This is a genomic window from Oceanobacter sp. ABM4_470 (genome assembly GCF_056158645.1).
Genome location: NZ_JBSWTR010000001.1, coordinates 2,448,552 through 2,462,128, shown reverse-complemented (window position 1 = coordinate 2,462,128; position 13,577 = coordinate 2,448,552). Strand labels below are relative to the sequence as shown.

The 13,577-nt window shown below is 54.9% G+C and carries 12 protein-coding genes; 5 read left to right on the top strand and 7 right to left on the bottom strand.

Translation table 11 applies throughout. The features are described from left to right. Positions 1 to 20: 20 nt before the first annotated feature. A complete protein-coding gene (locus ACXADJ_RS10825) occupies positions 21 to 2,222 on the bottom strand; it encodes an OsmC domain/YcaO domain-containing protein (protein ID WP_475065702.1) in 2,202 nt (733 codons plus the stop codon). Positions 2,223 to 2,713: 491 nt separating this feature from the next. Here ACXADJ_RS10825 and ACXADJ_RS10820 point away from each other — a divergent pair, with 491 nt between their 5' ends. Continuing rightward, positions 2,714 to 3,358, top strand: a complete 645-nt coding sequence (locus tag ACXADJ_RS10820; RefSeq protein ID WP_475065699.1) for a hypothetical protein — start codon at positions 2,714 to 2,716, stop codon at positions 3,356 to 3,358. A 95-nt stretch (positions 3,359 to 3,453) separates the two neighbouring features. Here ACXADJ_RS10820 and ACXADJ_RS10815 read toward each other — a convergent pair whose 3' ends face one another. The 3 genes from ACXADJ_RS10815 to ACXADJ_RS10805 all read right to left on the bottom strand — a co-directional run bounded on the left by ACXADJ_RS10815 (position 3,454) and on the right by ACXADJ_RS10805 (position 6,346). Next, the gene (locus ACXADJ_RS10815; RefSeq protein ID WP_475065696.1) at positions 3,454 to 4,497 is read right to left on the bottom strand and encodes a CobW family GTP-binding protein; all 1,044 of its coding nucleotides are present in this window, start codon (positions 4,495 to 4,497) and stop codon (positions 3,454 to 3,456) included. Between the two features lie 124 nt (positions 4,498 to 4,621). Further along, positions 4,622 to 5,608 carry a DUF808 domain-containing protein gene (locus tag ACXADJ_RS10810; RefSeq protein ID WP_475065692.1) on the bottom strand — a complete coding sequence of 329 codons (987 nt, stop codon included), beginning with the start codon at positions 5,606 to 5,608 and terminating at the stop codon, positions 4,622 to 4,624. 81 nt (positions 5,609 to 5,689) lie between these two features. Beyond that, entirely contained in the window at positions 5,690 to 6,346 is a 657-nt protein-coding gene (locus ACXADJ_RS10805; RefSeq protein ID WP_475065691.1) for a LysE family translocator, read from the bottom strand. A gap of 182 nt (positions 6,347 to 6,528) precedes the next feature. Here ACXADJ_RS10805 and ACXADJ_RS10800 point away from each other — a divergent pair, with 182 nt between their 5' ends. The 4 genes from ACXADJ_RS10800 to cmoB all read left to right on the top strand — a co-directional run bounded on the left by ACXADJ_RS10800 (position 6,529) and on the right by cmoB (position 9,422). Further along, positions 6,529 to 6,954 (top strand): GlcG/HbpS family heme-binding protein, encoded by a 426-nt coding sequence (locus tag ACXADJ_RS10800; protein ID WP_475065688.1) that lies wholly within the window; start codon positions 6,529 to 6,531, stop codon positions 6,952 to 6,954. 106 nt (positions 6,955 to 7,060) lie between these two features. Continuing rightward, positions 7,061 to 7,489, top strand: coding sequence for a hypothetical protein (locus ACXADJ_RS10795; RefSeq protein ID WP_475065684.1), 429 nt, complete (start codon positions 7,061 to 7,063; stop codon positions 7,487 to 7,489). Between the two features lie 93 nt (positions 7,490 to 7,582). Continuing rightward, positions 7,583 to 8,323, top strand: coding sequence for a carboxy-S-adenosyl-L-methionine synthase CmoA (gene cmoA / locus ACXADJ_RS10790; protein WP_475065682.1), 741 nt, complete (start codon positions 7,583 to 7,585; stop codon positions 8,321 to 8,323). 55 nt (positions 8,324 to 8,378) lie between these two features. Then, the gene (gene cmoB, locus ACXADJ_RS10785) at positions 8,379 to 9,422 is read left to right on the top strand and encodes a tRNA 5-methoxyuridine(34)/uridine 5-oxyacetic acid(34) synthase CmoB (protein WP_475065669.1); all 1,044 of its coding nucleotides are present in this window, start codon (positions 8,379 to 8,381) and stop codon (positions 9,420 to 9,422) included. A gap of 45 nt (positions 9,423 to 9,467) precedes the next feature. On the opposite strand, the gene ACXADJ_RS10780 is transcribed toward cmoB, so the two are convergent. The 3 genes from ACXADJ_RS10780 to nadC all read right to left on the bottom strand — a co-directional run bounded on the left by ACXADJ_RS10780 (position 9,468) and on the right by nadC (position 13,460). After that, a complete protein-coding gene (locus tag ACXADJ_RS10780) occupies positions 9,468 to 11,486 on the bottom strand; it encodes a methyl-accepting chemotaxis protein (protein WP_475065665.1) in 2,019 nt (672 codons plus the stop codon). A 369-nt stretch (positions 11,487 to 11,855) separates the two neighbouring features. Next, positions 11,856 to 12,524, bottom strand: coding sequence for a hypothetical protein (locus ACXADJ_RS10775; RefSeq protein ID WP_475065663.1), 669 nt, complete (start codon positions 12,522 to 12,524; stop codon positions 11,856 to 11,858). Between the two features lie 69 nt (positions 12,525 to 12,593). Beyond that, entirely contained in the window at positions 12,594 to 13,460 is an 867-nt protein-coding gene (gene nadC, locus ACXADJ_RS10770) for a carboxylating nicotinate-nucleotide diphosphorylase (protein ID WP_475065660.1), read from the bottom strand. Positions 13,461 to 13,577: the final 117 nt, after the last annotated feature.

Here is a 13,577-nt window from a genome sequence, read left to right as displayed (position 1 = left end):
AATGTGCTCCTGCCGTCGGATTAAAGCCCCGCCGCTTTCGCCCGTGCAGCGTGCAGCTTCTTATAGCTGTTGATCAAACGCTGATGCTTGTCGAGGCCTTCCAGCTGCATGTTGGTTGGCTCCAGGCCAAAGAAGCGAATCGCGCCAGTCACCGAACCGACCGCTGCGTTCATGCGCTCTTCACCAAACATACGGCGGAAGTTCGGCAGGTAGTCGGTGATGTCTTCTTCCTCGTCGAGTACCACTTCCAGTACACAGTTCAGTGCCTGATAGAACAGCCCGCGGTCGACGGTGTTGTCGTTGAACTGCAGGAACATTTCCAGCAGTTCCTTGGCGTCGTCGTGACGTTCCAGTGCCAGGAAAATCAGCAGCTTCAATTCCAGAATAGTTAGCTGGCCCCAGACGGTGTTGTCGTCAAATTCAACGCCAATCAAGGTGATGATCTTGGTGTAGTCATCCACGTCGGTGTCTTCCAGGCGCTCAATCAGATCGGTCAGTTGCTGATCGTTCAGCGTGTGCAGGTTCAGAATGTCTTCACGGAACGCCAGCGCCTTGTTGGTGTTGTCATAGATCAGGTCTTCCACCGGATACACTTCGGAATAACCCGGCACCAGAATCCGGCAAGCTGGAACACCAAGGTCTTCGTATTGAGCCATGTAGGCTTCCAGTCCCATTTCTTCCAGAATGCCAAACAGGATGGCGGCTTCTTCTTCCGATTTGGCTTTACGATCCTCGAGCTCCGAAGCGTAGTCCCAATCAACGAAGTCGAAATCCGCCTTGGCGCTGAAGAACTTCCAGCTCACCAGACCGGTGGAGTCAATAAAGTGCTCAACGAAGTTGTTTGGTTCGGTTACAGCCATGCTGTCGAAGGTCGGCTGTGGCAGGTCGTTCAAACCTTCAAAGCTGCGGCCTTGCAGCAGTTCGGTCAGCGAGCGCTCCATCGCCACTTCGAAGCTTGGGGCAGCACCAAAAGAGGCAAACACACCGCCGGTGCGCGGATTCATCAGGGTCACACACATCACCGGGTACATACCGCCGAGCGAGGCGTCTTTTACCAGTACCGGGAAACCTTGTTCTTCCAGCTCTTTAATGCCAGCAACGATGCCCGGGTAACGGTCGATGTATTCCTGCGGAACGTCTGGCAGGGTCAGTTCTTCTTCCAGAATCTGGCGTTTGACCGCCCGTTCGAAAATCTCCGACAAGCACTGCACCTGAGCTTCAGCATGGGTGTTGCCGGCGCTCATGCCGTTGCTGAGGAACAGGTTTTCGATCAGGTTGGACGGGAAGTAGACGGTCTCGCCGTCGGACTGACGCACAAACGGCAGCGATACAATGCCACGGTCGGTGCGACCGGAATTGGTATCGAACAGGTGTGAGCCTTGCAGCTCGTCGTCCGGGTTATAAATATCGAGGCAGTATTCATCCAGAATTTCTTCTGGCAGCTCGTCGTTCGGACCCGGCTGGAACCACTTCTCGTTCGGGTAATGCACAAACTCGGCGTTGGCGATGTCCTCACCGAAGAACTGGTCGTTGTAGAAGAAGTTGCAGTTCAGGCGCTCCAGAAACTCACCCAGCGCCGACGCCAACGCGCTCTCTTTGGTAGCGCCCTTGCCGTTGGTAAAACACATCTGCGAATCGGCATCGCGGATATGCAACGACCAGACGTTCGGCACGATGTTGCGCCAGGACGCCACTTCGATCTTCATGCCCAAATCAGCCAGCAAGCCGGTCATTTTGGCAATGGTCTGCTCCAGCGGCACGTCCTTGCCTTCAATAAAGGTTTCGCTTTCGCTGTTAAAACCTTCCAGCAGCGCGGTGCTGTCGTCGAGGTCGTTGACCACCTGAATATCAAAATCCAGGCCGTTCTGGATCACTCGTTTAACGGTGCAACGCTCCATCGAGCGCAGAATGCCCAAGCGGTCTTTCTCGGAAATGCCTTCTGGCAGCTCCAGCTGGATGCGGAAGGTCTGCTTGTAGCGGTCTTCCGGATCGACGATGTTGTTCTGTACCAGACGCAGGTCTTCGGTCGGAATACCGCGCGACTGGCAGTACATCTTGGCGAAATAGGCCGCACACATGGCCGACGACGCCAGAAAATAATCGAACGGCCCCGGCGCCGAGCCATCTCCCTTGTAACGGATTGGCTGGTCGGCAATGACGGTGAAGTCATCGAATTTGGCATCCAGCCGCAGGTTATCGAGAAAGTTGACCTTGATTTGCATGAGAGGCACCGGGTTGGTAAGTGGAACGCAGGGCGTGAAAAAACTGGCCGACATTATCCAGATTTTGAGGGCGGGTGTCGCGGGCGAGGGTAGAGTTGTGGCGGGAGTATATCCGCCCGGTTGGTGATTGATGGGCGGGGCCCATTCTACAAGGCTCTGTGTACGATTATATCTGTCAGGCTGTTGCCATTGGTGTTGCGAATAGAACCTTTTACTGGTTTTTCTGATAACTGTTGCTGAAATGCTTTTATTATGTCGTATGGGGAACAATTCGTTCATCTTTTGCTGGTTAGAAACCAGAATAATTCGATCTATATTCCTTGGATTGTGAATACCGTTGGAATTATTGAGTGTTTGGACTAGCCGCATTCAGAAAACGCCGTGCGTTGGAGCCGGTGTCTCATTTTACTACCTCTCCCTCTGAGCTGGCCTATCAGCGTTCGACGTCGGTCGTCGCGTCTGTGCCTGTCAGCCATTGTCGGATGAATCTTATGGCGCATCGGGCGTTGGATAATCCGTTTGTGGCAACCCTTCGTGGCGACCAGCGCGATTACGAGAACAGCGCTCTGGCCAATTACTTTAAAGCAAACCAGCCTGTAACCGTGGGCGATTTGCTCGGTATCTCGGATAGCCCGATTGCTGCTGATCCCGCCATGGCGGCGGTGATGCCGTGGTGGGGAATGACGCCGGAAGAACGCCTGCAACAAGTAGCAGTAGAAACGCCGCAAGGCTTTTTGGGCAAAGAAGCCATCAAGCTGGGGGCGCATTGGGGCAAGGACTATGGTTGGCAGTATTTTGGGCCGGTGTCAGACGGCGTCGCTCAGCAGGAGTTCAAGCGCCAGTGGGCGGTGTATACCAGTATCCAGAGCAAGGGCTACAAGCCGGATTCCTACAAGCATATTCACGGAGAGTTTCTGATTGCCGAGCAGGATTGGGTGTGGGTAAACCTGGGTGGCAAGCACCGTTTTAATGCGTTGGTGGCCAGTGGTGAAGAGCAGGTTGTGGTTTCCAGTCGTGGCAAATACGGCGCGCATTTTGTGTATCGCAGCGATGCCAGTATCTGGCCGAATGTGATGAACGGTAACTATACCCTTGAGGAAGCCCTGCAGGTGTTTGATCTTATTCTGGCGGGCTAACAGAGCCCCTCTATTCCAGAGGTCCTGCCGCCTACTTTCTGTGGCCAACTGTCTGTGGTTGGCCGTTTCTGTTGCTGTGTGTTTTGTTGATCGTTTTACAACGGCTTGATACTTCCAAACCCCAGCCCAGCCAGCGGGTTGGCTTTGGTATCGATGAGTTTGGCGCCAGTGAAGCCTTCGAACACCCGACGGATATCGCTTTCGTCGAGGTTCTCTCCAATTAATACAATGCGGCTGCGTTGGTCTTTGGATGGCCAGACTGGCAGGCGTTCCATTGGCGACACCAGTTGCTGAACCGCGTGCAGCAGCACGGGTTTTTCCGGGCTGTTGCGGATTTTAACCAGCCCTTTCACCCGCAGTAGCTGTTCGCCGTAGACCATGCAGGCAACGTCGAGCCAGTGCTGTAATTCAAACTCGCACACTTCGTCGTTGGTTAGCAGCACCAGGCTGTTCACTTTGCCGCTATGGCCTGAGCCGTTACTCAAATCTTCAAAATCATCTCTGGTTATGGTGGCTCGTGATTCCAGTAGCACACTGGCGTTCAGCTGGCCGCCATTCACGCCAGTTTGTTTGGCGTTGGGGTTCAGGCTTTGCAGCTGTTCCAGTAAAGGCTGCTTGATAGCTTCGTCCTGCGATTGGGGCACATCCTGTTTGGTGATCAATAACAGGTCCGCGATCTGCACTTGCTTGACCGCTTCCGGGTGGTTGTTGAGGGTGTTCAAGCCATTGACGCCGTCGACGCAGGTAATCACCGCATCGGTTTTAAAGTGCTGGGCCACGCCGTCGGCCATCATCAGGGTTTGCAGTACTGGAAGTGGATCGGCGAGGCCGGTGGTTTCAATGACTACACGGTCGAATGGCGGCAGTTTTCCGCTCTCGCGTTTGGCGTGCAGCTCTTGCAGTGAGGTCACCAGATCTTCCCGAACGGCGCAGCACAGACAGCCATTTTCCAACAGAAACAAACTCTCCTGAGCGTTATCAACCAGCAGGTGGTCAAGGCCGACTGAACCCAGCTCGTTGATGATGACCGCGGTGTTAGCCAGCTCCGGCGATTGCAGCCAATGCTTCAGCAGGGTGGTTTTGCCGCTGCCCAAAAAGCCGGTGAGAACGTTGACGGGAATGCGTTCGGAGAGGTTCATGCGCTGCCTGCTATTGAATCGGACTGCTGTTGAGTCGGGTAAATGTTGATAAGCGAGGCAGGATAGGGCGCTCAAGTCGATTGGGCAATTTGCTTTGCCCAATCGCTGGATTCAAATACCAGAATCAGTGCACCTGATCAGCGGTGTCTTTTTTGAGCTTTTTGAATGCCATCATGGCGATGGCCAACAGGCCTCCGGCAACAACGCCGGTCAGCGCGTTTAACAATACGCTGACGGTACCGCCGAGTACGCTGCTAACGGCCGGTAGTTGCGACACGTGGGTGGCTGCATCGGCAGAGTGTTCAATGGCATGGTGCAGCAGCGGTAGTCCGTGAACCAGAATACCGCCACCGACCATAAACATCGCCGCGGTACCAACAATTGAAAGCATCTTCATTAGCCATGGAGCAGCGGCCAATAAGGCTGTGCCGATGTTTTGCAGCGCTTTGGAGGTTTTGTCTTTTAGCAGTAAACCCAGGTCGTCGAGTTTGACGATGCCACCGACCAGACCGTAAACGAACAGGGTCATCAACACGGAAATGCCCGTCAGTACGACCAGTTGCTCCATCAAAGTGGCGTCGGTCACGGTGCCGAGGGTGATCACAATGATTTCAGCAGAAAGAATAAAGTCGGTACGTATGGCGCCTTTGATCTTGTTTTTTTCGTAGGCCACCAGATCAAAGTCGGGGTCGGCCAATGCTTTGAGTGCTTCGGTATTTGCATGCGTTTTGGACGCTTCGTTACCGACTTTTTTTGCTGCCTGAGCACGCAGTTTGTGCTGAATCAGGTGCAGCAATTTTTCCGCACCCTCAAAGCACAAAAAGGCTCCACCCAGCATCAGCAAGGGTGTGATCAGCCATGGCACAACGGCGCTGATCAATAGTGCAGCCGGCACCAGAATGGCTTTGTTGCGCAGAGAGCCAATGGCGACGGCGTACACCACCGGCAGTTCACGCTCGGCCCGAATGCCTGTTAGTTGCTGGGCGTTGAGGGCCAGGTCATCACCGAGTACACCGGCGGTTTTGGTCGCGGCTACCTTGGTCATGGTGGCGACATCGTCCAGCAGGGTGGCAATGTCATCGATCAGGGTTAACAGGCTGGCTCCGGCCACGGTGGTGTCCTTATGTGTTGTGCTTGGCGTCGTAATGTTGCCGTGCTGGTGTTGTGCTTGTGGTGTTGTTGATCACGCCCGCTAGTTACGGGACGTGAGTGCTAATTTGACCCCAAAAGCCACAAACAGTGCCCCGATGCTTTTGTTAAGCCACATGCTCAGACGTTGTCCTGGGCGAATGCGTTGCTGGGCCCAACGACTGGCAGCGGTCAGGCCAATGCCGTTGATCAGGGTTAGTATGGAAAACAGGCAGCCCAATATTAAAAACCCGAGGGTCTTGTCTGTAGCGCTGGCCTGGCTGTCGATGAATTGCGGCACAAAGGCCAGAAAAAACAGCGCGACCTTTGGGTTCAATACATTGGACAGAAAGCCTTGCAGCAGCAGATTGCGCTGGCTCGAACAGCCGTTACCGTTGACTGTGTTTGAGCCGTTTTTGGGAACGTTATTTGCCGGTTTTGCCAGCAGGGCCGTGATGCCCATGTAGATCAGATAGGCGGCCCCCAGCAGCTTGATCACGGTAAACGCCGTGGCGGAATTGGCAATGATCACCGACAAGCCGAACGTCGCCGCCAGCACATGCACAAACGAACCCAGCGTCACGCCAATACTGGCCTGCACACCGCCTTTCATGCCCTGCATGGCGGTGCGAGACATCACCAACAGGGAGTCCGGGCCGGGAGTCAGATTCAGTAGAATGACGGAAACCAGAAACAGGGTCAGGTCGTGAATACCGTGCATGGTGAACTCCAGTGGACGTGAATGACGGCAGTTTATGAATCTTTGCAGTCGCTGTCTGTGCGACTTACGACAGGTGTGACCTGCGACCGACACAGAAAAACGAATTCATCGTTGCAGAATTCTGATTGGGTATCCGGGTCTTTGCGAGACACACTTTGGGGGAGTTGACCAAGGAGCCTGTTATGAGTCGCCAATATTTACCGTTACTGTCCAATGCCGATGCCAAATTGCTGATTCGTGCCTGCGAAACCAAAGCCGCCAACATGGGCGTAAACTTCAACATCGCCGTTGTCGACGCCGGTGGTCATTTGCTGGGGTTCTCTCATATGGACGGCGCGACCCTCGGGTCGATTGAAGTCAGCCAGCGCAAGGCCGTTACCGCAGCATTGTTCAAAGCCGAAAGCGGTGCCTTTGGTGATGTTGTGCGCGCTCGCCCGCTGACTGGTATTGAAAACCTCAATGGCGGTCTGGCGCTGTTTAAGGGTGGTGTGCCGATTGAACTGGAAGGCCATGTGGTGGGTGGTTTGGGCATCGCAGGTGGCACCATGGTGGAAGATCTGGAAGTGGCCGAGTGGGCATTGGCGGAATTCTACAACACGATTGCCTGAGCGTTTTTGCTTCGGTTCGGGAGTCTATGCTGGGGCGCGCTTTTGTTTGAGGTGATAGGACTCGTTTGCTAGCCTGCTGGCTTCATTGTCAATACGAGAAACAGGGATGTTCAGAGCCATTGGTCACTCCAAACGCATTACCGCCATGCTAGCGTCAGCCTCCATTATGACCGTCACCGCGGGCTTGACTGGTTGTGCAGCTCTATCTGCCAAACCAGAGCCGACCGAAGTGACGGAGCAACTCTGTCAGGAGTATGAACAAGGTCCGCTGCCGATCATCATTGTCCAGCAACCTTATGAAACTGCTTCCTGGATTAACTCCTGCGCGGTGCTTTCTTTCCGAATGAACACCCAAACAGGTCGCCCAGGTCGCCCTTACGATGTTACGGTTGTCTCGACCAATGACCCGGAATACGCCGAGGCATTGAGAGAAGCCTTGCCACGTTGGAGGTATAACCCGAACAAGTTTACGGATGGTGTGGTTTATTATCACAACGAGCATCGTCTTGAGCGGATTAACAAGAGTATCCGCTAGCCTTCCCTGAAGAGCATTCACTGAGATGATCGGCAGTTATGCACGCAAAGTGCTAAACTGCCGTCGTTTTCATTTTGACCTACCAGCCCTGCCATGACCGATCGCGACGATATTTTCCAGAACCAGCCTACCGAAGTGGCCAGCTTCCGTTTTGACGACGCCGTTGCCCGGGTATTTCCGGACATGATCAAGCGTTCAGTGCCTGGCTATGCCGAAACCGTGGCTATGTGTGGGGTGATTGCGGGTCGTTACGCGACGGATAATTCCAACCTCTATGATCTGGGCTGCTCATTGGGCGCTGTGACATTGGCCATGCGTCATGGGGTTAAAGCCAATGGCTGCAAGGTAATCGGCGTGGATAATTCCGAGTCGATGCTGGAGCGCGCCAGCCACTACATTGCCATTGATGATCAATCGCTGGCGGGTAATCCGGTGCCGGTGGACTTGTGGTGTGATGACATTACCGAGCTGGAACTGGAAAAGGCTTCTGTCGTTGCGCTGAATTACGTGCTGCAGTTTATTCCTGTGCCTGAGCGGCTGGCACTGTTGGCCAATATCAACAAGGGTATGTTGCCGGGTGGGGCTCTGATTCTGTCGGAAAAGATTGTGTTTGATTCTCCCGAGCAGGAATTGCAGGCCGAGCTGCACTGGGACTTCAAACGCGCCAATGGCTACAGCGAGATGGAGATCGCTCGCAAGCGCACTGCCATTGAAGATTATCTGGTGCCGGAAACCGCAGCCGTACACAAGCAGCGTTTGCTGGATGCCGGGTTTAGCCAGGTCGTTCGCTGGCATCAGTGTTTTAACTTTGCTTCTTTTTTGGCAATTAAATAATCATCGTTTTTATCGTTCTGTTCTGCTTTCCAATTCTGCTGATTTTGAGTGTCTCATGACCACTGATTCCCGTTTGTTCGCCGATCTCGATCCGGCCGATGCCGAAACCCTGCTGCCATTGTTCGATGAGCTGTTGGATACCATGCGTGCCGATGGCAGCAAGATGCAGCGTTGGGCCGACGTATTGCCAGAGCAACTGAAGGACCTGCTGGTGACCCGTGAACACGGTGACCAACAGCGTTGGGTTGAAGCTTTGTGTCAGTTGCCACAGATAGAGAATGCTGCTTGTGACCTGAATGCCCATGATCTGGGTATTGGGGCTGCCCTGAGTAGCGAACAGCAAGCCGATGTTGAAGCGGGTTTGCGTGGCCTGATGCCATGGCGTAAAGGGCCGTTTCAGGTGTTCGATAGTTTTATTGATACCGAATGGCGCAGCGACTGGAAGTGGGACCGGGTTGCTCCGCACCTGAGTGATATGAACGGTCGTACCGTGCTGGATGTTGGCTGTGGCTCCGGTTATCACATGTGGCGCATGCTGGGAGCGGGGGCCCATCGGGTGGTGGGTGTTGATCCTTCCCGTTTGTTCCTGATGCAGTTTAATGCCATCAAGCGCTATATCGCTGCTGCTACTGGCCAGATGCCACGGGCTGATTTGCTGCCATTCAAGATGGAAGAGGTGCCAGGTAATCTGAAAGCCTTTGATACCGCGTTTTCCATGGGCGTGCTGTACCACCGCAAGTCGCCGATTGAGCATCTGGACGAATTGCGTCAGGTACTGAAGCCGGGTGGTGAGCTGGTGCTGGAAACCCTGGTGATCGAAGGGGCGTTAGGTGAAGTGCTCATGCCGGAGGACCGCTACGCCATGATGCGTAACGTTTGGTTTATTCCAACCTTAGAAACCCTGCTGCTGTGGTGTCGTCGTTGTGGGTTCAAAAACGCCCGGGTGGTCGACCTGAACCAGACCTCTCTGGAAGAGCAACGGGCCACCGACTGGATGCGTTACAACTCGCTGAAAGACTTCCTCGACCCGGAAGACGTTAACAAAACCGCTGAAGGTTACCCGGCGCCACTGCGTGCCGTGATCATTGCCGAGGCCTGATGTCTTGGTTTGAGTCGCCCGACACCCGACGTCAGACGTCAGACGTCAGACCTTAAACGCCTGCACCCGCTGGCCCAGCGCGGCGGTTAGCGAGCGGGCGTTGGCAACCGACTCTACAGTGCGTTCAGCGTTGGCCAATGTGCTTTGGCCAGACGAGCGAATGGCTTCAAGGTTGCGTTCCAGCTGACCTGCGCTGCCTTGCTGTTCTCCCGCGGTCGATACAATGCCGTTAACATGCTGTTGAATATTGCCCATGGCTTCAAGAATGTCGTCCAGCTGGCTACGTACCTGCTCAGAACTGTCTACGGTGGCGCTGGCCTTGTCACGATTGCCTTCCATGGTGTTTACAGCCGTGCCTATGTTGGTTTGAACGTCCTTGATCAGGCCTTCAATTTCATCGGCGGAACCCGCGGTGCGGCTGGCGAGAGTGCGCACTTCGTCGGCCACCACGGCAAAACCTCGACCTTGCTCACCCGCCCGCGCGGCTTCAATGGCGGCGTTCAGCGCCAGCAGGTTGGTTTGCTCGGCAATGCCCTTGATGGTGCCCAGAATGCTTGCGATGCTGGACGAGTTTTCGGCCAGCTTGTTCACCACTTGCATCGATGACTCCATGTCTGCCGATAGCTGGCGTACCTCATCCATTACCCGTGCGACCACTACGCTGGCTTCGGCCGTTGTGCTTTTACCGGACGAGGCCGATTGCTCCGCCTGGCGGGCAAACTCGGTTACCTGAGCGGCACGGTTGACCATGGTTTCCAATACCTGAGCGATCTCCAGCGTTTGCTGTTGCTGGGTTTCAACGGCGCTGCGGCTCTGGTTGGCGATGCTTTCGACCTTGCCGACTTCGTCGTTGACCTTGCTGGCGCTGTCTTTCACCGTCGACAGGGTGGAGCGCATGTTCGACGCCATGCCATTGAAGGTGTCCCGAAGGCTGGCCAGCTCATCACGACCGGCAAAGCGTATTTCATGGGTAAGATCGCCCTCGGCCAGTTGGCGGGAGGCCAAATTCAGCCGATTGATGCTGTGGCGCACTGACAGGTAGAACGCCAGGTACAGGTAAGCTATCACGGCGACGGCGGCAACAAGAGTCAGAATCAGGCTGTTGAGTCGGGCTTGCTGGGTTTGCAGCCGGGCTTGCAGCTCGTTGCGAATCATCGGCAGGGCCAGTTGTTCCAGCTGGTGCAGGGTTTTCCAGGTTGGTTGCATGGTTTGATCGAATTGTTGCCAGCCACCGCTGAGTTGGCTGGCGGCCAGAATCTGGTCTTCCACGTCCAGCGTCAGCTGGTGGATACGGTCTTTCAGGTTGCTGATCACTTCTTCAAACTGACGATTCCCCAATTCTGCTGCACCACTTTGCATGGTTTCCAACGTCGGTTCGCTGGCCAGTAACTGGTCGAATACCCGATTGATTTCATCGTACGTTGCCGAGCGCAGGTATTGCTCGACAAAGGCGTACAAGCCCGCGCTGTGCATTTGCCCCAATACGGAGGAAAGGGCTGGCACGTCCCGTTGAATGTACGACATCACCAGCTGTACATGGGCATTGCTGTCGAGTGCCAGGCCGCTTTGTTGAGCCGAACGGGTCACCAGCTGGTTCAGACCGTCGATGGCCAGCTCGCCATAAACGAATTGGTCCTGAAAGTTGGCCTGGCGGTGTTCGCCGCTGGCCGATAGCCGAGGCAGTTGGGTTTCAATCCACTGCTGTAGCGCTTCCGAAAGAGCAGGGTTGGCCAGTGATTGACGGGTTTCGGCTGCTTGCTGTTGTACACGAGTGAAGTCTTCGCTGGCTTGCTGGGTCAGTTCAGCATTGCTGTGAAAGGCGCTGACCGAGCCGGATACCAAGCTGTGGCCAGCAAAACCGACCAGTTGCAGCAGGGCTTCGACATCGTCGACGGCCGCCAATGCCTCGTGGGTAGACTCGATTGACTGTTGCGCTGGCTTGAATACCAGCGATGCCAGAATGCCCAGTGGAACGAAAAAGGCGACCATAATCAGGCCGAACTTGGCGGCATAGCTGAGGTTGCTCATCAGGCGTATGGCGGGTGACATCAGCGCATTCAACATCCGGGTGCTCCAGACAAACAGGAAAAGTTGTTTATTCAGCCTAGCAGGCGCATGGCGTTCTGGCTGGCGCATGGGTAAACCGGCGCATATCGGCGTATAGCCTGGCGTTTGGTCCTGTGCCTGTTAAGCAGGTACTAGAGGTGATGAGATTGGGGTTGTGGGGTTGTGGGGTTATGGGGTTGTGGGGTTGTGGGGTTGTGGGGTTGTGGGGTTGTGGGGTTGTGGGGTTGTAGTGATGAGATGTGAGCTGAACAGAAAAGGTTGTAAAAATCAGGGGATAAGAGAAAAGTAGAAAATCAACCGCAAACAGGGTGATCCTGCTGCGGTTGGTGTTAGGGCCCTGAAATGACTCAGTGGCCGCTTTGAATATCAGTTTTCCGCCGCTTTGAGCGCTTCAGTGGGAACAATCGTTGGCTCTGAGCCATCCAGATTTGTGACGACCCAGTTGTTGGTCATGGCAATTTGCATACGTAGCTTGCCATCCAGCTCGAACATGCCTTTGGGCGACTTTCTTTCAATAAACGCCTGATAACTCAGATCCGGATTATCAACCGGAGCCAGCATCTCCGGCGTCAGGTCCATTTGAGTCGCTGGGCCAAACAGCTCCTTGCCGGTGTAATAAAACAGCGGGGTATCCGCGTCTTCGGCAAAGGCCGCCAGTTCCGGGGTAACCGTATTGGCATACAGCACCTCAAAACCTTGTGGCGGGAAGGCCAGATACAGCCCCACCGGACGGCTGCTGTTGACGGTGTACAAGCCTGCCACCAGGGCCGCCAGCTGACACAAGGCGATGATGCTGAGGTCCATTTTCAGGCTTTTCTTTTTCGGGTTAAAGACGATCAGGGTCAGCAAGGGGCCGAGCACCAGATCGACCCCGGCAATCATCATCAGGGCCTGTTCCCAACTGTTGTCGGCTTGCATCAGCAGGCCGGGGTACCAGACGGTGAACACCAACAGAACCAATACCAGAAATATCACCAGACTGATGCCAAAGTGGGCGGCAAAGGCCTGATAACGGTTCCAGGACGACAAGTGCATTTGGGTTACTCCTTCAACAATGTAGCGGTGGCATTGAGCGACAGTCTTTTTACATGGACCAGTGTCTTTTTACATGGAAACGCGCATGGACAGGTCGACGGCCTTGCAGTCTTTGGTCAAGGCGCCAATGGAAATGTAATCGACGCCGGTCTGGGCGTAAGGCAGCAGGGTTTTGTCGGTAATGTTACCAGACGCTTCCAGCTTGATTGGGCCCTTGGCGCGGTTGGCGGTTTTACTGCGGGTGTGCTGTACGGCAACCACCATTTCTTCCGGCGTGAAGTTGTCGAGCATGATGATATCGGCATCGGCGGCAATGGCTTCATCCAGCTGCGCCATGGTTTCGACTTCAACTTCAACGGCTTTGCCCGGGGCAATGCGATGGGCTTCGGCAATGGCTTCGGCAATGCCGCCACAGGCCATGATGTGGTTTTCCTTGATCAGGAAGGCATCGTACAAACCGACGCGGTGGTTGTAGCAACCGCCAACGCTGACCGCATATTTCTGGGCAATGCGCAGGCCGGGGATGGTTTTGCGGGTATCCAGCAGTTGTACCTGGGTGCTGGCGACTTTGTCGGCATAAAAACGACAGCGGGTTGCGGTGCCAGACAGGGTTTGCAGGAAGTTCAATGCACAGCGTTCGCCGGTCAGCAGGGCGCGAGCCGGGCCAACCAATTCAAACAGCTCCTGATCCGGGCGCACCCATTCGCCTTCGCTGACTTTCCAGATCACCTGTACTGACGGGTCTACCTGACGAAATACTTCATTAACCCATGCCTTGCCAGCAATAATGGCGCGGTCACGACTGATCACGCGGGCTTTCGACTGGCGCTCTGCCGGAATCAGCATGGCAGTAATGTCGCCGCTGCCAACGTCTTCCTGAAGAGCAAAGGCAACGGCTTGGGCGATATCGTTCTGGAATGCGTTCAGGTTCATCATGGGCTCGTTTTGCAAGTAAATTCCGGGGCCGAATAGTACACCCAGAGCGGCAGAAACGCATGGTACCGGCGCTTTTTTTGCGAGGTTTGCCAGCAGGCAGCATTTTGCATTCCCGCG

Excerpts from the sequence above, each read along its gene's own strand:
- ACXADJ_RS10780 (WP_475065665.1), bottom strand. The coding sequence starts at position 11,486 with ATGTTGAATGCGCTGATGTCACCCGCCATACGCCTGATGAGCAACCTC.
- nadC (WP_475065660.1), bottom strand. The coding sequence starts at position 13,460 with ATGATGAACCTGAACGCATTCCAGAACGATATCGCCCAAGCCGTTGCC.
- ACXADJ_RS10815 (WP_475065696.1), bottom strand. The coding sequence starts at position 4,497 with ATGAACCTCTCCGAACGCATTCCCGTCAACGTTCTCACCGGCTTTTTG.
- cmoB (WP_475065669.1), top strand. The coding sequence starts at position 8,379 with ATGACCACTGATTCCCGTTTGTTCGCCGATCTCGATCCGGCCGATGCC.
- ACXADJ_RS10805 (WP_475065691.1), bottom strand. The coding sequence starts at position 6,346 with ATGCACGGTATTCACGACCTGACCCTGTTTCTGGTTTCCGTCATTCTA.
- cmoA (WP_475065682.1), top strand. The coding sequence starts at position 7,583 with ATGACCGATCGCGACGATATTTTCCAGAACCAGCCTACCGAAGTGGCC.
- ACXADJ_RS10800 (WP_475065688.1), top strand. The coding sequence starts at position 6,529 with ATGAGTCGCCAATATTTACCGTTACTGTCCAATGCCGATGCCAAATTG.
- ACXADJ_RS10775 (WP_475065663.1), bottom strand. The coding sequence starts at position 12,524 with ATGCACTTGTCGTCCTGGAACCGTTATCAGGCCTTTGCCGCCCACTTT.
- ACXADJ_RS10795 (WP_475065684.1), top strand. The coding sequence starts at position 7,061 with ATGTTCAGAGCCATTGGTCACTCCAAACGCATTACCGCCATGCTAGCG.
- ACXADJ_RS10820 (WP_475065699.1), top strand. The coding sequence starts at position 2,714 with ATGGCGCATCGGGCGTTGGATAATCCGTTTGTGGCAACCCTTCGTGGC.
- ACXADJ_RS10825 (WP_475065702.1), bottom strand. The coding sequence starts at position 2,222 with ATGCAAATCAAGGTCAACTTTCTCGATAACCTGCGGCTGGATGCCAAA.